General features: G+C 71.5%; 16 protein-coding genes and 2 tRNA genes. 13 read left to right on the forward strand and 5 right to left on the reverse strand.

Annotation, left to right across the window (positions count from 1 at the left end; translation table 11 throughout):
• Positions 1-3 precede the first annotated feature (3 nt).
• From H563_RS0113255 to H563_RS16815, 9 genes are all read left to right on the forward strand, one after another.
• Entirely contained in the window at positions 4-1,470 is a 1,467-nt protein-coding gene (locus tag H563_RS0113255; protein ID WP_051142759.1) for an SCO6880 family protein, read from the forward strand.
• A 53-nt stretch (positions 1,471-1,523) separates the two neighbouring features.
• Positions 1,524-2,351, forward strand: a complete 828-nt coding sequence (locus H563_RS0113260) for a hypothetical protein (protein WP_022883072.1) — start codon at positions 1,524-1,526, stop codon at positions 2,349-2,351.
• Between the two features lie 32 nt (positions 2,352-2,383).
• The gene (locus H563_RS0113265; RefSeq protein ID WP_022883073.1) at positions 2,384-3,895 is read left to right on the forward strand and encodes an ATP-binding protein; all 1,512 of its coding nucleotides are present in this window, start codon (positions 2,384-2,386) and stop codon (positions 3,893-3,895) included.
• Positions 3,895-4,446, forward strand: a complete 552-nt coding sequence (locus H563_RS0113270; RefSeq protein ID WP_022883074.1) for a hypothetical protein — start codon at positions 3,895-3,897, stop codon at positions 4,444-4,446. The genes H563_RS0113265 and H563_RS0113270 overlap by 1 nt, the downstream gene beginning before the upstream one ends.
• Entirely contained in the window at positions 4,443-6,239 is a 1,797-nt protein-coding gene (locus tag H563_RS0113275; RefSeq protein ID WP_022883075.1) for a type IV secretory system conjugative DNA transfer family protein, read from the forward strand. The genes H563_RS0113270 and H563_RS0113275 overlap by 4 nt, the downstream gene beginning before the upstream one ends.
• Before the next feature lie 57 nt (positions 6,240-6,296).
• The gene (locus H563_RS0113280) at positions 6,297-6,752 is read left to right on the forward strand and encodes a single-stranded DNA-binding protein (RefSeq protein ID WP_022883076.1); all 456 of its coding nucleotides are present in this window, start codon (positions 6,297-6,299) and stop codon (positions 6,750-6,752) included.
• 15 nt (positions 6,753-6,767) lie between these two features.
• Positions 6,768-7,340 (forward strand): hypothetical protein, encoded by a 573-nt coding sequence (locus tag H563_RS0113285; RefSeq protein ID WP_022883077.1) that lies wholly within the window; start codon positions 6,768-6,770, stop codon positions 7,338-7,340.
• Complete coding sequence (locus tag H563_RS0113290; protein ID WP_022883078.1) at positions 7,337-7,552, forward strand: helix-turn-helix transcriptional regulator; 216 nt, start codon at positions 7,337-7,339, stop codon at positions 7,550-7,552. Before H563_RS0113285 ends, H563_RS0113290 begins: the two co-directional genes overlap by 4 nt.
• A gap of 220 nt (positions 7,553-7,772) precedes the next feature.
• Positions 7,773-8,762 (forward strand): tyrosine-type recombinase/integrase, encoded by a 990-nt coding sequence (locus H563_RS16815; RefSeq protein ID WP_322785842.1) that lies wholly within the window; start codon positions 7,773-7,775, stop codon positions 8,760-8,762.
• A 209-nt stretch (positions 8,763-8,971) separates the two neighbouring features.
• Here H563_RS16815 and H563_RS0113300 read toward each other — a convergent pair.
• The 4 genes from H563_RS0113300 to H563_RS16820 form a co-directional block, all read right to left on the reverse strand.
• A tRNA-Pro gene (locus tag H563_RS0113300) sits at positions 8,972-9,045 on the reverse strand.
• Positions 9,046-9,065: 20 nt separating this feature from the next.
• Positions 9,066-9,135, reverse strand: a tRNA-Pro gene (locus H563_RS0113305).
• 94 nt (positions 9,136-9,229) lie between these two features.
• Positions 9,230-9,724, reverse strand: coding sequence for a GNAT family N-acetyltransferase (locus H563_RS0113310; RefSeq protein WP_027479453.1), 495 nt, complete (start codon positions 9,722-9,724; stop codon positions 9,230-9,232).
• Between the two features lie 40 nt (positions 9,725-9,764).
• Positions 9,765-10,811 carry a LacI family DNA-binding transcriptional regulator gene (locus tag H563_RS16820; protein WP_022883081.1) on the reverse strand — a complete coding sequence of 349 codons (1,047 nt, stop codon included), beginning with the start codon at positions 10,809-10,811 and terminating at the stop codon, positions 9,765-9,767.
• A gap of 100 nt (positions 10,812-10,911) precedes the next feature.
• Between H563_RS16820 and H563_RS16825 the strand changes: the two genes are divergently transcribed.
• The 4 genes from H563_RS16825 to H563_RS0113340 all read left to right on the forward strand — a co-directional run bounded on the left by H563_RS16825 (position 10,912) and on the right by H563_RS0113340 (position 15,421).
• Complete coding sequence (locus tag H563_RS16825; RefSeq protein ID WP_022883082.1) at positions 10,912-11,922, forward strand: alpha/beta hydrolase; 1,011 nt, start codon at positions 10,912-10,914, stop codon at positions 11,920-11,922.
• Positions 11,923-12,031: 109 nt separating this feature from the next.
• Positions 12,032-13,069: an alpha/beta hydrolase fold domain-containing protein gene (locus H563_RS16830; RefSeq protein ID WP_022883083.1), complete on the forward strand. Its 1,038-nt coding sequence runs from the start codon at positions 12,032-12,034 to the stop codon at positions 13,067-13,069.
• Complete coding sequence (locus H563_RS16835) at positions 13,059-14,042, forward strand: alpha/beta hydrolase (protein ID WP_022883084.1); 984 nt, start codon at positions 13,059-13,061, stop codon at positions 14,040-14,042. The genes H563_RS16830 and H563_RS16835 overlap by 11 nt, the downstream gene beginning before the upstream one ends.
• Before the next feature lie 32 nt (positions 14,043-14,074).
• A complete protein-coding gene (locus H563_RS0113340) occupies positions 14,075-15,421 on the forward strand; it encodes an MFS transporter (protein ID WP_022883085.1) in 1,347 nt (448 codons plus the stop codon).
• 44 nt (positions 15,422-15,465) lie between these two features.
• Here the strand turns inward: H563_RS0113340 and der are convergent, their stop codons facing one another.
• Positions 15,466-16,980, reverse strand: a complete 1,515-nt coding sequence (der, locus tag H563_RS0113345) for a ribosome biogenesis GTPase Der (RefSeq protein ID WP_022883086.1) — start codon at positions 16,978-16,980, stop codon at positions 15,466-15,468.
• Positions 16,981-16,990 lie beyond the last annotated feature (10 nt).

A 16,990-nucleotide genomic window follows, 5' to 3' on the forward strand; every position in this document is an offset into this window, starting at 1 on the left:
CGAATGTCTGCGAACACGCATACGCACAGTGACTATCCGTTGGCTCCGGTGCAGTTCTCCCGTCTGACCAAGCGCGGGATCATGCTGGGCCTGTCGCTGCCGCAGCTCATCGTGCTCGGCGTCGCCGTGCTGACGGTCGTGTTCTCCCTCTACCTCGGCGGCGGATTGGCCTTCGCCTGGACCGCCCCGGTCTGGGCGGCCTGCGCGCTGTTGGCGGTGGTCCCGGCGGGTGGGCGGAAGGTGATCGAGTGGGTGCCTATCCTCGCCCGCTGGGTGGCGCGCACGTATCTGGGTCAGCTCATCTACCGGCGCCGCGTCATCAAGCCGAGACCTGCCGGGACGCTCGCGCTTCCGGGTGATGCGGCACCGTTGCGGGAATGGGAGGACCCCGAGACCGGGGCGGCGATGATCCACGACCCGCACGCTCAGACCCTCACCGCCATCCTCGGCATCTCCCACCCCGCGTTCGTGCTCCTCGATCCGGGCGAGCAGCAGCGCAGGGTCTCCGGCTGGGGGCGGGTGCTGGCTGCCGCGTGCCGGTCGGGGCGAATCGCCCGCATCCAAGTTTCCGAGCGGACGCTCCCGGACTCGGGCACGGGTTTGGCGGAGTGGTGGCGCACGCACGGCACCGATGACGGCTCCTGGGCCGCGACCACCTACGCCGAGCTGATCGACCGCGCCGGGCCCGCCGGGGAGCGTCATGCAACCACGATCAGCCTGGCGCTGGACATGAAGGCCGCGAGCCGGCAGATCAGGACGTCCGGCGGCGGGATGCGCGGCGCTGCCGCGGTGCTCCGCCAGGAGATGACCACCCTCACGACAGCGCTGCGCGCCGCCGAGCTCACCTCAACCGGATGGCTCACGCCCGGCGAGGTCGCCGTCATCCTGCGTTCGGCGTACGACCCGGCCGCCGCGCCCGCGCTAGAACGGCATGGCGACCTCGGGCGGGATCTGGCGACGGCGGGCCCGGTGGCGGTGACCGAGACGTGGGACCGGTTGCGCTCGGACAGTGCGTTCCATGCGGTGTTGTGGATCAGTGAGTGGCCCCGCTCGCAGGTCTACCCAGGGTTCCTCGCGCCGCTCGTGCTGTCCAACGGCATCCTCCGCACGCTCGCCCTCCACTACAGCCCGGTACGGGCAGACCAGGCGGCGCGGGACCTGCGGAAGAAGAAGACCGAGCTCATCAGCGACGCCGCGCAGCGGCGCAAGATCGGGCAGATCGAAGACGCCGCCGCCAGCGCGGAGCTCGACGACGTGCTCCAACAGGAGGCGGACCTGACCGCCGGGCACGGCGTCCTGCGCGTCTCCGGCCTCATCTCCGTCTCCGCGCCGACCCTCGATGACCTCGACGCTGCGGTCGCCGCGGTCGAGCAGGCCGCGATCCAAGCCTCCTGCGAGACCCGCCGCCTCGTCGGCCAGCAAGCCCAAGCCTTCACCGCCGCCGCGCTGCCACTGTGCCGGTCCGTCTGAGCCCGACGCACCTACCCACCAACCATCACATTTTCTCCCGAGGAGCACCGCTCATGCCCACCTTCGATGACCCTGTAGCGGACGCCACGGAGGCGTCTGCCGCGTTGCGGGGCCTGGCTCACGCGACCCGCCAGTTCGCCGACCCGGTCGACACGTATCCGGTGATCGGCGACCTGCTCTCCAGCGTGCGGTCGCTGCGGCAGGTGCTCGACCAGCTCGCCGCCGCTCACATCGCCTCCCGGGCTCGCGCGCACGATGACGCCGGGAGCCAGGCAGCGGGTGCGACGTCGGCCCTCGCCGCTGCGGACGAGCTTCACCAGGCCGGAACGCTCCTCGCCAGTGTGGAAGCGCGGCTGGATGCCGCCTCCCAGCACTCCGGCCGCATCGCCTGGCACCCCACACCCGCCGCCTCGGAGGCGCCCGGAGCGCGGTGGATCAGTGTCGTGTTCCTCCAAGGCCCAGAGGCCGATGAGGTGCTGGACCTGATCGGCCGAGAGGGCACGGATGCGGCGATCGAGCACCTGGCCGGGTTCGACTACGGCGAGGAGACCGTGCAGGCCGCGCTCGAGAACGGCTACGTCTACGACGAACCCCCACGCGGCACGCTCGACAAGGTCGCGACCCGCGACGTCTACACCCTCACCTACAACTCTCCCTTCGGGCACGTCTCGCTGCTGCGCGAGCACGGCGCCCTGCCCGACCCCGCACTCCTCGGCATCGACACCCCGACCCCTGCCGTCCAGAAGCCCGCATCGCGTCCAGTCGGCAACGCCGTTGCCGCGGCGATCCAGCGGCGTCCGGCGCCGCCCGCTGACAAGACGGACTGGTTCACCCGGCAACCCGGTGCTGCTTCCGTGCAGGGGCGGGGGTTGGCGCTGTGACCGGGAAGGAGGAGAGCCGTCTACACACGGCCGTGCTCGTCGGCCCCGAAGGCGAGCGCCGCCGGGCCCGCAAGGCCCGCAAGAAAGCGGCGACCCGCATCGAGACCACCGCCCGCGAGACACGCAAGGCTGAGGCGAAGGCTCGGTGGGAGGCGGAGCAGGCCGAACGACGCGCGACGACCTACCTGCCCGTCGCTGGTGAGCCGGGCCCTGCGGCGTTGCGCACGCCGAGCAGGTTCCGGCTTCCCAAGCACCAGGACACGAGTGCGACGTTGGCTGGGCAGTATCCGTTCCTGGCCGAAGGCGGCCTCGGGTCGGAGGGGATCTTCGTCGGGCAGGACCTCTACTCCGGCGGGTCGTTCGTGTACGACCCGTGGGTGCTGTACCGGCGCGGGATCATCACCGCCCCCAACGTCGTCCTGGCCGGAATCGTCGGCTCCGGCAAGTCGAGCCTGGCAAAGTCGCTCTACACGCGCTCGCTCCCGTTCGGGCGGCGCGTCTACGTTCCCGGTGACCCGAAGGGCGAGCATACCGCCGTCGCCGAAGCGGTCGGCGGGCGCGCGATCATCCTCGGCCACGGCCTGCCCAACCGTCTCAACCCCCTCGATGAAGGTCACAGGCCGTCCGCGGTGTCGGATGCGGAGTGGGCGATGCAGGTCGCATCCCGTCGTCGCGATCTCATCGGTGCTCTCGCGGAGACGGTGCTGGACCGGGCGTTGTCTCCGTTGGAGCACACCGCGATCGACCTCGCCCTCCAAGACGCCGTCCGATCGTCGGAGGTGCCGATCCTCCCGATGGTCGTCGACCGCGTCTTGGCCCCCAACAGAACCGACGACGCGGACAGGCGGCTGGCAGAGGACGGACGGCTCGTCGGTCACGCCCTACGGCGTCTCGTGGCCGGGGACCTGCAAGGGTTGTTCGACGGCCCGTCCACGGTGAGGTTCGATCCGTCGCTGCCGATGGTGTCGCTCGACCTCAGCCGGGTCGCGGAGAACAGCACCTTGATCTCGGTGCTGATGACGTGCTCGTCGGCGTGGATGGAGTCGGCTCTGTCCGACCCGAACGGCGGGCAACGCTGGGTGATCTACGACGAAGCCTGGCGCCTGATGGCCTACCCGTCCCTGCTGCGACGCATGGACGCCCAGTGGAGGCTCGCGCGGCACTTCGGGATCGCGAACATGCTGACCTTCCACAAGCTCTCCGACCTCGACAACGTCGGCGACTCCGGCTCCGCCATGCGCGCCCTCGCGTCCTCGCTGCTCGCGAACGCCGAGACCAGGATCGTCTACCGGCAGGAGGCCGACCAGCTCGGCTCCACCGCAACAGCGCTCGGCCTCACCGGTACCGAGCAGAAGCTGCTTCCCGGTCTCGGCACGGGGCAGGGGCTGTGGCGGATCAAGGACCGCTCCTTCGTCGTGCAGCACCAGCTTCATCCCGCGGAGCTCGCCGCGTTCGACACCACCAGCCGCATGACCGCGGAAACTCGCAGGTTCACGAATCGTGACGAGCGTTCAGGAGTCCCGGACGCACGGGAGGACGCCTGATGCCCCGGCCACGCTATAAGCGCGCCACCGCCTCCGCGTCGGTGCGCCGCGACGAGGACAGCACGGTGCCGGTCGTTCTCCCGCAGGTCATCATCACGATCACCGGCGCCGGCCGCATGACGGTCACCGTCGACGGGCTACCGTTCGAGCCGGAGCCGTTCGCGCCGCCGTGGCAGCGAGAGGACTTCGCCCGCGTGCTCGACCAGCTCACCGAACAACGCCGCTCTCCGGTGCGGGTCGAGGTTCGCGAGGCGGACGGCAGCGCGTTCACCGACATCATCACCCCGACCAGACGCCGCCGCCCCGAACCCGACCCCGCACCGGAGCCGGCGGCCGGGCGTGCGGCGCCCGAGCTCGTGGCGCTCCACGGGGAAGGGTTCGTGCCGGGCGAGGACGTGGCGATCGCCGTCGTCATCGCCCACAGCGATGCCGCACCTGACGGCACAGTTCGCGGCCCGATGACAGCAGACCAGCTCGCGGCGAGCCCGACCCGCGAGGTGATCCTGCTCGGCCGCGTCTCCGGGAAGCTCACGAACGGGCACCCGCAATGAGCACCCCGCGGCCTGCGGGGTCGCTCGGGGATGAGCTGAGCAACCTTGGCATAGGCCTCCTCATCGGCGCCGCGATCCTCGCCGCCATCCTCCGCGGCGCAGGCTCCGTCGCCGCATGGATCACCGGGGCTGGGCAACCCGAAGGCGGCATCGAATCCGGACTCGGCGTGCTGCTCAACCCCGGGGATCCGGCTGACGCACTCGACGCACCCGGCCTGAATGTCGTGGCGTACTGGGTAACCGCTGGCGTCCTCATCCTCGCCGCGAGTGCGGGCGCGTGGTGGGCGTGGCGGTTCTTCCGCGAGCACGGGCGCCAGGTGAAGAACGATCCCTACCGCATCCCCGGGATCGCCACCCGCACTGAGGTCACCAAGTCCGCCTCCGAGGGCGCGTTGCTGCGCCGGGCTGGGCACCTGCGGCCTTCGCTCGACAAGCCCTCGCCGGAGGATGTCGGCTACCGGATCGGCACCTCGCGCGGGAAGACCGTGTGGGCGTCCGTCGAAGACTCCATCTTGCTGATCGGGCCGCCCCGCTCCGGCAAGGGCGCGCACATCGTCATCAACGCCATCCTCGACGCGCCCGGCGCGGTCGTGACCACGAGCACCCGGCCGGACAACCTCACCGCGACGCTCCGCGCCCGTGAGCGGGTCGGGCCGGTCGCGGTGTTCGATCCGCAGCATCTGGCCGATGGCGTCCCCGTGGGCCTCAGGTGGTCGCCCATCCGCGGGTGCGAGGACCCGCTGACCGCGATGATCCGCGCCACCGGCCTCGCCGCCGGCACCGGCCTGTCCGCCGGCGGGGTCGAGGGCGGCGGGTTCTGGGAGGGCAAGACGAGAACCGCGCTCCAAGCCTTGCTCCACGCCGCCGCCCTCGACCGGCGCCCGCCCGGCGAGTTGTTCCGGTGGACCCTCGACCCGTCCGCCGCCGCGGACGCTGTGGCGATCCTGACCGCGAACCCGAACGCTGCGACCGGGTGGGCCGAGTCGTTGCAGGCGATGATCGACTCCGACCCCCGCACCCGTGACTCCATCTGGCAAGGCGTCTCCCTCGCCCTCGCCGCCCTCGCAGACCCCCGCGTCCTCGACGCAGTATCGCCACGCGAGGGTGAGGACTTCGACCCCGAAGCGTTCCTCCAAGCCCGCGGCACGCTCTACCTGCTGGCGACCGGCGCCGGCGCCAACAACTCCGCGGCGCTGGTGGCGGCGTTTGTGGAGGACGTCGTGGAAGCCGCGCGCCGCATCGCCGCCCGCAGCGCCGGAGCGCGCCTCGACCCGCCGCTGCTGCTCGCCCTCGATGAGGTCGGCAACCTCGCGCCTTTGCCGTCGCTGCCGACGTTGATGGCGGAGGGCGGTGGCACGGGGATCACGACGATGCCGGTGTTGCAGTCGCTCGCGCAGGCGCGGGAGAAGTGGTCGGAGAATGCGGCCGGTGCGATCTGGGACGCGAGCATCGTCAAGATCATCCTCGGCGGGGCCTCGAACTCGAAGGACCTGCACGACCTGACCACCCTCATCGGTGAACGTGACGAGGTCACCGACTCCACCACGGTCGGAGACCACGGCTCCCGCTCCGCTCAACGCTCCATCCGCCGGGTACCGATCATGCCGCCCGACACGATCAGGACGCTGCCCTTCGGGACAGCGCTCGTGCTGCTGCGCTCCGCGCCGCCCATCGTCACCCGGATGCGGACCTGGACCGACCGGCCCGACGCGAAAGCGCTGCGCGCCGACCGGGCAGGAATCGAAGCGCTACTGCAACGCAGTCCGTTGGAGAAGCCGGGCGCACCTGTCTGACACAAGGGCGGCCCCGGCCGTGGGGCCGCCCATCGATGTCAGAAAGAGGACAGTCCGATGGCTCTCCACACGCAGGAATCCCTCTCCGGGTTCATCGCCTCCGACCCACAGCTCACCTACACCGAGCGCGGCGACGCCCGCCTGTACGTCAAGATCGGCCAGGAACACTACCGCCGTGAGGACGACGGGTCGTTCACGCAGACCGAGACAACCTTCCACGACCTCGTCGCGTTCAGCAAGACCGCTGAACGCGCCCACGCTCGCCTCGCCAAGGGCGACAAGTTCGTCGCCGAGGGCTACGTCCGCGAATACGACCGGACCACCCCCGACGGTGAGGTCGTCAAGGCTGAGGAGTTCGTGGCGAAGAAGCTCGGCCACGACCTCGCCCGCACCCGCTACGAGGTCGACCGGACCCGCCGTCAGGCCGCCGTCGCGCAGGAGGCCGCGGGTCAGTCGGTCGATGCCGAGGCGCGCCGCGAAGCCAGCAGCACCGCACCAGCGCTCGGACTCTGACCGGCGGTGACCACAATGAACGAGAACGACACCGCCCCCGAGGCCGACGAGCCTGACCTCGATGAGACGCCCGAGGAGTTCGACGGGCCGCTGATCCCGGAGCCGCCGCACCCGATCAACTGGAACCTGCTGACCGCCGACGAGGCCGAAGCCGAGTGGCTGGAGCTCAACAAGTGGGTCAACTGGCTCCGCACGACATATGGTCTGCCCGCATCGGTGGTGCCGCCGTTCTGGCACCGCCACCCCGAACTCGTCTGGGAGCTCTCGGCCCTGCACCTGCACTGGCTGGCCGCCTACGACAGCGAGCAGAACGCGTCCGCGCCGCTGGGCTGGCACCGCGACTTCGCCGACGCCAGACAGCGGCTCAGGGATTGGGTCGCCGCCTGCGGCACTCGGCTCGACCGCGACCGCCCCACCCGGCAGACCGTCTGGCCCGGCGAGGATCCGGCAGAGCCCGTCGAGGACCGGATCATCGCCAACCGCGACGAGGACTTCGTGCAGTTCGTCCTCGACGACGTCGCCGCCCGCAAGCAGGCCGAGGACGAGTTCTACGCCGGCCTTGACCCCGCCACCGGGGAGCTGCCATGAACGAACCGGAATTGACGGTCACGGTGTCACCGCTGATGGACAGCCGCGAGATCGCCGCCTACCTCAAAGTGTCGGAGTCGACGCTGTCCCGATGGCGGTCAGCCGGGCAGGGGCCGCCGTTCCTGCGATTGGGCGGTATCGCGCGATACCGGATCGAGGCAGTCGACGCGTGGCTGGCCGGTCTGGAACACGACGATGCCGCGGAAGGCTGAGCCTCTCCCGCAAGCACAGCCCAAGCCCGTCCCTCCGGTCGGCGTGAAGATCTCCACCGACCTCGAACGCCGCTCCTACGGCATCCGAGCCCGCGCCCGCTGGACCGATCCCATCAGCAAGCGCCGCATCACCCGTTCGGAGATCGTCCCGGACGAGGCTGCCGCGCACAGGTTCTTCGAGTCGCTGCGGCAGTCCTCCGTGAAGGGAATGGACGTGTCCATGACGCTCACCGAGTTCGTCACCGCGATCGGCGACCGGTGGGCGCGGGGGCTGGACCCGACCTCCACCGGGGAGACCTACGGGTACGGGCTCAAGCTCCGCGTGCTGCCCGCCCTCGGGCACCTGCCCGTGACACAGATCACCGCAGGCATGATCGACCGCACGATCGACGCCTGGGAGAAACGCCACGGGGCGTCAACGATCAAGAACTCCATCGCCCCGCTCGTGCGCGTCCTCGACGAGGCAGTCCGCGACGGGCTCATCCCGATCAACCCTGCGAAGAACCGCGCCAAGCGCAGCCTGAACCGCAACGCCTTCCGAACCCAGCCCGCCGAGCAAGCCTCGCCCCGCGCGCACGCCATCCCCGACATGGGCACCCTGACAAAGCTCGCGGACGCCTGCGGAAAGATCCACCAGTCCTACTCGGACTTCGTGATGCTCGCCGCGCTCCTCGCCGCGCGTTCCTCCGAAGTGTCAGGCCTGCAGGCCGGCGACGTCCGCTTCGACAAGAACATCGTCGTCATCGCCCGGCAGACCTACCCCGGCAAGGGCGGCCTCGTCACCAAACAGACCAAGGGCCGCAAGGAGCGACGCGTCCCGATCCTCGACCCGCTGCGGCCGATCCTCGAACGGCTCACCGAAGGCAAGCAGCCGGAAGAGCGTCTGCTCGTCGGCCCGAAAGGCGGCGCGCTCACCACCGCCACCGTCAGGGACGCCACGAACTGGGACCAGATCGTCAAGGATCTCGGGCTGCCCGATCTCACCCGCCACGGGCTCCGCCACACCGGAGCCACCTGGATGGCCGACGCTGGCATCCCGCTGCACGTCCTCCAGGACATCCTCGGCCACGCTTCCGTCGAGACAACCCGCGGATACCTCCACCCCGACGACCGCCACCTGGCCTCCGCCGCGGAGCAGGCCAACGCCTTCCTCGCCCGATCCGCCAAAGCCAGCGGGACCGGTCGGCGCGGGGCGTCGAGGTCCCTGTGACCGGGAGCCCGGAGCCCGGATCAGGCGCTCTGGTCCCCTTTTGGTCCCCTTATCCACAGGCGACGAACTCCAGAGAGCCAGATCCGCCCTCCGGCCCCTCGGAGCCAGCATCAGCACCTCGGCGAGGGGACCAGAGGGGGACCAACGAAAACCCGTCACCAGACATGACGAAGCCCCGATGAAAATGGCTTCTCATCAGGGCTTTTCCGTCGGGATGACAGGATTTGAACCTGCGACCCCCTGACCCCCAGTCAGGTGCGCTACCAAGCTGCGCCACATCCCGTGGCATCAATATTCAGTTCTTCGGGCCGACCGGAGCGGGTAAACCCCTTGACCCCCAGTCAGGTGCGCTACCAAACTGCGCCACAGCCCGTCGCCCGCGGCGCTCGCGCCCGGACAACCTGATCATCATAACGTGCGGCGCGGGTGGCCGACGAATCGGCCCGGTGCCGCGGCCGCGGCATCCGTCACACCTGCGCCAACGCGGTCAGCGCGTCGCCGTCGACGCGCATCACGTCGATCTCGTCGAGCTCGCGCGCGCCCATCTTCTTGTAGAGACGGATGGCCCGGTCATTGGTCCGAAGCACCCACCACTCGAACCGGCCGCAGCCCCGCTCGATGGCGAGCCGCGCGAGGTGGCCGAGCAGCGACCGCCCGACTCCGCCGCTGCGGTGCTCGGGCGCGACGTACAGGTCTTCGAGGTGCAGGGTCGGCCGCCCGACGACGGTGCTGTAGGCGAAGTAGTAGACGGCGAAGCCGATCGGCCGGCCGCCCCTCTCGGCGATCACGGCATCGGCGACGGGCCGGGCGCCGAAGAGCGCCTCCCGCAGATCCTCGGAGGTGGCGACGACGTCGTCCGGGAAGTCCTCGTCGTGCGCGAGGGAGACGACGAAGTCGTGCAGCTGCTCCACGTCGTCCTCGGTCGCCGGGCGGAAGGTCACTGGGGTGATGGCATCCGTCATGTGCATCGACCCTACCGGGCGCGGATGTGCGCGGCATCCGCTAACGGCGGCCGGCGTCCCGCTCCAGCGCACCGACCCGCGGTGCGGCCGTGGTCTCGCGCACCACCAGCTCGACGGGGAGAGGCCCGGGGTTCGGCCGCGGGCCGCGGCCCTCCATCAGGCCGAGCAGCAGTTCGGCGGCCGCGCGCCCCGATTCCTCGAACGGCTGCCGCACCGTGGTCAGGCCGAGCCCCGCAGCGAGCGGCCCGTCGTCGTAGCCGACCAGCGACAGCTCGTCGGGCACGCGCACGCCGGCCCGGCGCAGGGCGACGAGCGTGCGGGAGGCGAGCTCGTCGTGGCTGGCGAACACCGCCGTGGCGCCGGTAGCGAGCACCGACGCGGCGAGCGCGTCATCGGATGCGGCATCCGTCGGCGCCTCGACCGGCACGACACCCCCCGGCCGCCCCGCGCTCTCGAAGGCGCCGATCAGTCCGCCGGCGCGCTCCATACCGGCCGACACGTAGTCGAGGGAGCGCTGCGGGTCGTGCACGAAGGCGACCTTCTCGTGCCCGAGCTCGAGCAGGTGCCGTGCCACCAGCCGCCCGCCCTCGTGGTCGTCGACGAGCACCGACGGGGTCTGCGGGTCGCTCGCGTCGAGCAGCACCACCGGAGGACCCCAATCGGCGAGCTTGGCCCCGCCCTCGCGCGACAGCGGCACGCCCATGACGATGATCCCGTCGACGCCGGCGCGGATGGGCAGCGCGTCGAGCAGCGGCGCCTCGGCGCTCTGGGCGGACTCGAGGTCGTACACCATCACGTCGATGCCGGTGTCGCGCAGCCGGTCGAGGATGCCGGTGAGTCGGCGGGAGTAGCTCGAGTAGCTCGTGAACGGCGCGGCGACGGCGATGCCGACCGGCCGCCCTCCGGTGCGTGCGCGCCAGGCGCCATCGGGGCGGTACCCGAGCGCCCTGGCGACCTCGACGATCTTCTTGCGGGTCGACTCGCTCACGCGGTGGGGGTGGTTGATGGCGAGGCTGACCGTCGAGATGCTGACCCCGGCGCGCTCGGCGATCGTGTAGATCGTCGCGCGGGAGCTGTTCCCGGCCACCGGCGCCTCCTTTCCCGCAAGGCCGAGACTACACTCGGCAGCGGCTGCTCGAAGTACTTCGAACGGCACCGTATGCCAGCCGACTCGACGAGGAGTCCAGATGCCCCGCGCCGCCCGCGTCAACCCGCTCACCGACCCGTTCATCGTGGCCGCGAACCGGCTGCTCTCCGATCTGGCCCGGCCGCAGCCGAAGGATCCCGTGGCGCGGCGCCGCCAGGCCGCCGAGCTCAGCGAGCAGTCGGTGCGCCGGCTCGGAATCGAGCGCGCCGAGGTCGCGACCGAGGACCACGTGATCCCGGTGCCGGGCCACCCGGATGCGCGGCTGCGCGTCTACTGGCCGACGGCCGTGCGCCCCGAGCCCGGGGCCGGGCTGCCCGTGCTCGTCTACTTCTTCGGCGGCGGCTGGACGATCGGCGGCATCGACGACGTCGGCTGGGATGCGACCGAGCGGCGCCGCGCGGTCGCATCCGGCGCCATCATCGTGGCGGGCGAATACTCGCTCGCGCCCGAAGTGCGCTTCCCCGCCCAGCCCGAGCAGTGCTGGTCGGTGCTGGAGTGGGCGCACCGGCACGCCGTCGAGCTCGGCGGCGATCCGGAGCGCCTCGCGATCGGCGGGGCCTCCTCCGGCGGCAATCTCGCCGCGGCGGCCACACTGCTCAACCGGCAGCGCGCCGACCTGCCCATCCGGCTGCAGCTGCTCGAGGCCCCCGCGGTCGACCTCACGATGAAGCACGCCGACACCCGCGGGCTCAAGATCGGAGTGCCGGACGCGATCCTGCGCCGCCTCGGCGGCATGCTGGTCGACCAGTACCTGGGCAAGGGCAACAAGCGCGCCCGCCTCGACCCGATCGCCTCTCCCCTGCGGGCGCCGTCGCACGCCGGGCTGCCCGAGGCGATCATCTACACCGCCGAGCTCGACCCGCTGCGCGGCGACGGCGAGGCGTACTTCCGCGCCCTCGCCGCCGCCGGGGTGAAGGCCACCTGCGTGCGCTACATCGGCCAGACCCACACCTCCGGCGGGCTGATCGGGCACGTGCCGGCCGCCGACCACCTCGAGCGCGACGTCGTCACCGCGCTGCGCTCGCTGGCGGCAGCCCCGGCCCGGGTGTGAGCGCGCTCTTCCGGTCGCGCCCGCGATGCGCTAACGTCCACCCCGTCATCGAAGTACTTCGACGGCGCGCCCGACCAGGCCGCCGAGCCCGACGGATTCAAAGGAGAACATGAGCGAGCACACGACCGAGGCCGCCCCGGCCGCCCACGCCGGGCTGCGGCTCGAGCCCGGCGTCCTCGACTGGCTCTCCCGCATCGACGAGCTCATCGCCGCGGACGCCCGGTTCCGCTCCCCCGACCTCGCCGAGCAGCGCGCCGCCGCCCTCGACCTCTCCGACGCCCTCGCCCGTGACTTCACCGCGCCGGCGCCCACGGGCGTGAGCATCGACGAGCTCGAGCTCGACTCCGGTGAACGGATGCTTCGCCTCCGCCGCTACCGACCCGCCGCACTCCCCTCGGGCCCGGCCCCCACGCAGGTGTTCCTGCACGGCGGCGGCTTCGTGAAGGGCTCTCCCCGCGAGCTGCAGAACGATCGCATCCTCGCCGCCCGAGCAAGCGAGGCAGGAGTCCAGATCCTCTCGCTGACCTACCGGCTGGCGCCCGAGCATCCGTACCCGGCGGCGCGCGACGACCTGACCCTCGCGCTCGAGGCGATCCTCGCCGACCCGGCCGCCCTCGGCGTCGACGCGCGCCGCCTCGGGGTGGGCGGCAACTCGGCCGGCGCCTCGATCGCCGCCTCGGCCGCCCTGAAGTGGTGCGCGGAGGGACGGGCGCCGCTCGCCCACCTCTGCCTCGAGGTTCCGGCGGTCGCAATCCGGGACTTCGGTGAGTCGTACCGGCTCTACGGCAGCGGCTTCGGGCTCGACGACATCGACCAGCTCACCGCGCTCATCCTGCCCCCGGGCGCCGCCGACGAGTACGCCTCGCCGCTGGCTTATCTGCGCGGGCGGCGGCAGCCGGTTCCCGGCTTCCCGCCGGCGCTCGTGATGACCGCCGAGTACGACCCGCTGCGCGACACCGGCGAGGCCTTCGCCCACGAACTCGAGCGCCTCGGGCACGCCGTCACGCTGTACCGCGGCGAGGGTCAGCTGCACGGCTCCTCGAGCCTCAGCGCCCGCACCGACGGCGCCCGGCTCTGGCAGCGCCATTGCGCCGACGCCCTGCGCGTCGCGTACGCCACCGACGAGGAGGGCGAGCATGCCGCTTGACCCCGCCGTCGCCGCCCGGCTCGCCCGGTTCCGAGCCGCGGCGCAGACGCCCGCACCGCCGCCGTCCTCCCCGCAGGAGCGCCGCGCCCGCGCGCTGGCCGCCGAGACGGCCGCGTGGCGAGCGCTCGGCGTCGAGGCGCGCGACGTCGACGTGGTCGACGTCGTGGTGCCCGTGCCGCACCCCGCCGCCCCCGACGTGCGGGTGCGGCTCTACCGCCCGCCGGGTCGCACGGATGCGCTGCCCGGCGTGCTCCAATTCTTCGGCGGCGCGTTCCGGCAGGGGGGTCTGCATCAGCCGGTCGCAGACTGGCAGTACAGGGAACGCGCCGCCGAAGGCGGCGTCGTCGTCATCGGCGTCGACTACGCGCTCGCCCCCGAGCACCGCTACCCGGCGGCCGTCGAGCAGGGCGTCGCCGTGCTCGAGTGGGCCCGCGAGCACGGCGCCGAGCACGGCATCGACCCCGAGCGCCTCGCCCTCGGCGGCCAGTCCTCCGGGGGCAACCTCGCGGCGTGCACCGCCCTGCGCAACCGCGATCGCGCCGGCGTGCCGGTGGCCTTCCAGCTGCTCGAGGTGCCCGTGCTCGACCTCACCACGGGGCACATGAGCTTCGAGCTGCTCGACGAGGTGGGCATCCCCCGCGCCTTCGTCGAAGCCGACCATGCGAGCATCCGTGACGACTACTTCGGCCCCGGCAACCCGCCCGACCCCGACGCGTCGCCACTGTTGGCGCGCTCGCTCGCCGGTCTGCCGCCCACCTACCTCATGCTCGCCGAGTACGACGTGCTGCGCGGCGACGGCGAGGCCTTCCACGCGCGCCTCCGCGCTGAGGGCGTGCCCTCGAGCGCGACCGTCGCGCTCGGCCAGACCCACGAGAGCATGGGCGACCCCACGCAGCTCGCCTCCCGGCACTGGCAGGCGACGGTCGTCGCCCTGCTGCGCACCCTCCACCCCGCGGCCGTGCCCGCGGGCTGACCCCGCCACCCCACCGACAGGAGCCGACGACGATGTCCGCACCACTCAACCCCGAAACCGCCGCAGAAGGCGCGGCGGCCGCCGAACAGGTCATCGACCCCGCCGCGGCACCCGGCCTCGAGCCCGACCTCGACCCCACCGGCGACCGGATCCTGGGGCAGAAGCAGGGCCGCTGGTTCCTGCCGATCTTCGTGCTCGCCTGGTTCGGCGCCAATCTGTGCGGGAACACCATCGGCGGCGCGTCGATCCCCCGCGCGCTGGCGGTGATGGACAACGCCACCAAGAGCTCAAACCTCGCCATCGTGGCGGGAATCGGCGGCGTGGTCGTCATGATCATCACCCCGCTGTTCGGCCGGCTGTCCGACCGCACCCGCTCGCGCTTCGGCATCCGCCGGCCGTGGATGCTCTGGGGCACGGTCGTCGCCGCGGTGGGCATCGTGATCCTTGCCCTCAGCACCAACCTGCCGATGGTGATCCTCGGCTGGTGCGTCAGCCAGGTCGGCTTCGGCGCGGTCGCGATGGCGCAGCACGCGCTGCTGGCCGATCAGATCCCCAAGCGCATCCGCGCCCGGGTCGCGGCGGCCGCAAGCGTGGCGGCGGGGGTCGCGACCATCGTCGGCACGCAGCTCGTCGCGCTCACCGCCAACTCGTCGCAGTGGCTGTGGTTCGTGGTGCCCGGAGCGATCGGCATCGCGTTCGAGCTGCTGCTGCTCGTCGGGCTGCGTGACATCGTGCGCACCGGCCACACCTTCGAGCCGCTCGACCTCAAGGCGATCCTGTCCTCCTACTGGCTGAGCCCGTCGAAGTACCGCGACTTCGCCTTCGCCTGGTTCTGCCGTCTGTTCTTCACGATCTCGATGATCGCGATGTCGGTGTACCTGCTGTACTTCATCACCGATCACCTGGGCGTTCCGCTCAGCCGCGCGTCGGGTGTGCAGGCACAGGCCGTGATGTGGAACTTCGTCGGCCTCCTCGTCTCGACCGTCCTGTTCGCGTGGATCTCCGACAAGACGGGCCGTCGCAAGGTCATCGTCTGGGTCTCGTGCGCCGTCGCCGCGGGCGGTCTGCTGTTGGCCATCGCGGCGCCGGGTGAGCAGATCTTCCTGATCTCCGCCCTGATCATCGGGGTCGGGAACGGGGCGTACTCCTCCGTCGACGTCGCGATGATGACCGAGGTGCTGCCCGACTTCAAGAACGCCGGCAAGGACCTCGGCGTGGTCGCCCTGTCGTACCAGCTGCCGCAGATCATCGTGCCGGTGATGGCGGTGCCGATCCTCGCGATCGGCGGCGGCGACAACTACGCGGCGCTGTGGATCGCCGCGATCATCGCCGCCGTGCTCGGCGCCATCGCCGTGCTGCCGGTGCGCAAAGTGCGGTAGACGACGGATGCCTCGTGCCGAGGCATCCGAAATCGCCGTCGCTCTTAGCGGCTGCGCCGCTCGCGGACGCGCATATTGAGCACGATCGGGGTGCCCTCGAAGCCGTACAGCTCGCGCAGCCGGCGCTGGATGTAGCGGCGGTAGCCGGGGTCGAGGAATCCGGTCGTGAACAGCACGAACGTCGGCGGCCGGGTCGAGGCCTGGGTGCCGAAGAGGATGCGCGACTGCTTGCCGCCGCGCAGCGGGTGCGGGTGCGCGGCGACCAGCTCGGCGAGGAAGGCGTTGAACTTGCCGGTGGGGATGCGCGTGTCCCACGACTCGAGCGCGGTCTCGAGAGCGGGCACGAGGCGCTCCAGGTGCCGCCCCGTCTTGGCCGAGATGTTGACCCGCGGTGCCCAGTCGACGTGGGCGAGGTCCTGCTCGATCTCGCGCTCCAGGTAGCGCCGGCGCTCGTCGTCGAGCAGGTCCCACTTGTTGAAGGCGAGCACGAGGGCGCGGCCCGACTCGAGCACGAGGTCGATGATGCGCACGTCCTGCTCGCTGATCGGCTGGCTCACGTCGAGCACGACGACGGCGACCTCGGCCTTCTCGAGCGCCGTCGAGGTGCGCAGCGACGCGTAGAAGTCGGCGCCCTGCTGCAGGTGCACGCGGCGGCGGATGCCGGCGGTGTCGACGAAGCGCCACACCTTTCCGCCCAGCTCGATCTGCTCGTCGACGGGGTCGCGGGTGGTGCCGGCGAGGTCGTTGACGACCACGCGCTCCTCCCCCGCGGCCTTGTTCAGCAGCGACGACTTGCCCACGTTCGGCCGGCCGACGATGGCGACGCGGCGCGGGCCGCCGACCTCCTGCTTGGCGACGGCCGAGACCTCGGGCAGCTTGCCGACGACCAGGTCGAGCAGGTCGGCGACGCCGCGGCCGTGCAGCGCCGAGACGGGGTGCGGCTCGCCGAGGCCGAGCGACCACAGGTCGGCCGCACCCGGCTCGAGGCGCGCGTCGTCGACCTTGTTCGCCACGAGGTAGACGGGCTTCTTGGTCTTGCGCAGCAGGCGCACGACGTGCTCGTCGGTGCTCGTCGCGCCGACGTTGGCGTCGACGACGAACATGACGGCGTCGCACAGCTCGATCGCGACCTCGGCCTGCGCGGCGACGGATGCGTCGATGCCGCGCGCGTCCGGCTCCCAGCCGCCCGTGTCGACGATGGTGAACCGGCGTCCGAGCCACTCGGCCTGGTAGGAGACGCGGTCGCGGGTGACCCCCGGCGTGTCCTCGACGACGGCCTCGCGGCGGCCGAGGATGCGGTTCACGAGAGCCGACTTGCCCACGTTCGGGCGGCCGACGATCGCGACCACCGGCAGCGCCGGCAGGTAGGTGATCTCGTCCGGGTTCTCGCTGGCCGCCTCCAGCACGGCGCGGTCTTCGTCGTCGAGGTCGTATTCCTCGAGGCCGCTGCGCAGGGCGGCGCTGCGCCGCTCGGCCGCGACCTCGTCGACGTCGGCGAGGCGCTCGGCCAGATCGTCGGAGCCGACCGCGTCGGCGTCGAACTCGTCGGTGTCGGCCATGGGTGTTCTC

Origin of the sequence: Gryllotalpicola ginsengisoli DSM 22003 (assembly GCF_000419445.1) — a bacterium.
In the GTDB taxonomy this organism is placed as follows: domain Bacteria; phylum Actinomycetota; class Actinomycetes; order Actinomycetales; family Microbacteriaceae; genus Gryllotalpicola; species Gryllotalpicola ginsengisoli.

What these genes read in the sequence shown, in the direction of transcription:
- H563_RS0113285 (WP_022883077.1), top strand. Translation starts at nt 6,768, where the DNA reads ATGAACGAGAACGACACCGCCCCCGAGGCCGACGAGCCTGACCTCGAT.
- H563_RS0113270 (WP_022883074.1), top strand. Translation starts at nt 3,895, where the DNA reads ATGCCCCGGCCACGCTATAAGCGCGCCACCGCCTCCGCGTCGGTGCGC.
- H563_RS0113310 (WP_027479453.1), bottom strand. Translation starts at nt 9,724, where the DNA reads ATGACGGATGCCATCACCCCAGTGACCTTCCGCCCGGCGACCGAGGAC.
- H563_RS0113290 (WP_022883078.1), top strand. Translation starts at nt 7,337, where the DNA reads ATGAACGAACCGGAATTGACGGTCACGGTGTCACCGCTGATGGACAGC.
- H563_RS16835 (WP_022883084.1), top strand. Translation starts at nt 13,059, where the DNA reads ATGCCGCTTGACCCCGCCGTCGCCGCCCGGCTCGCCCGGTTCCGAGCC.
- der (WP_022883086.1), bottom strand. Translation starts at nt 16,980, where the DNA reads ATGGCCGACACCGACGAGTTCGACGCCGACGCGGTCGGCTCCGACGAT.
- H563_RS0113255 (WP_051142759.1), top strand. Translation starts at nt 4, where the DNA reads ATGTCTGCGAACACGCATACGCACAGTGACTATCCGTTGGCTCCGGTG.
- H563_RS16815 (WP_322785842.1), top strand. Translation starts at nt 7,773, where the DNA reads ATGACGCTCACCGAGTTCGTCACCGCGATCGGCGACCGGTGGGCGCGG.
- H563_RS0113260 (WP_022883072.1), top strand. Translation starts at nt 1,524, where the DNA reads ATGCCCACCTTCGATGACCCTGTAGCGGACGCCACGGAGGCGTCTGCC.
- H563_RS0113340 (WP_022883085.1), top strand. Translation starts at nt 14,075, where the DNA reads ATGTCCGCACCACTCAACCCCGAAACCGCCGCAGAAGGCGCGGCGGCC.
- H563_RS16830 (WP_022883083.1), top strand. Translation starts at nt 12,032, where the DNA reads ATGAGCGAGCACACGACCGAGGCCGCCCCGGCCGCCCACGCCGGGCTG.
- H563_RS16825 (WP_022883082.1), top strand. Translation starts at nt 10,912, where the DNA reads ATGCCCCGCGCCGCCCGCGTCAACCCGCTCACCGACCCGTTCATCGTG.
- H563_RS0113280 (WP_022883076.1), top strand. Translation starts at nt 6,297, where the DNA reads ATGGCTCTCCACACGCAGGAATCCCTCTCCGGGTTCATCGCCTCCGAC.
- H563_RS0113275 (WP_022883075.1), top strand. Translation starts at nt 4,443, where the DNA reads ATGAGCACCCCGCGGCCTGCGGGGTCGCTCGGGGATGAGCTGAGCAAC.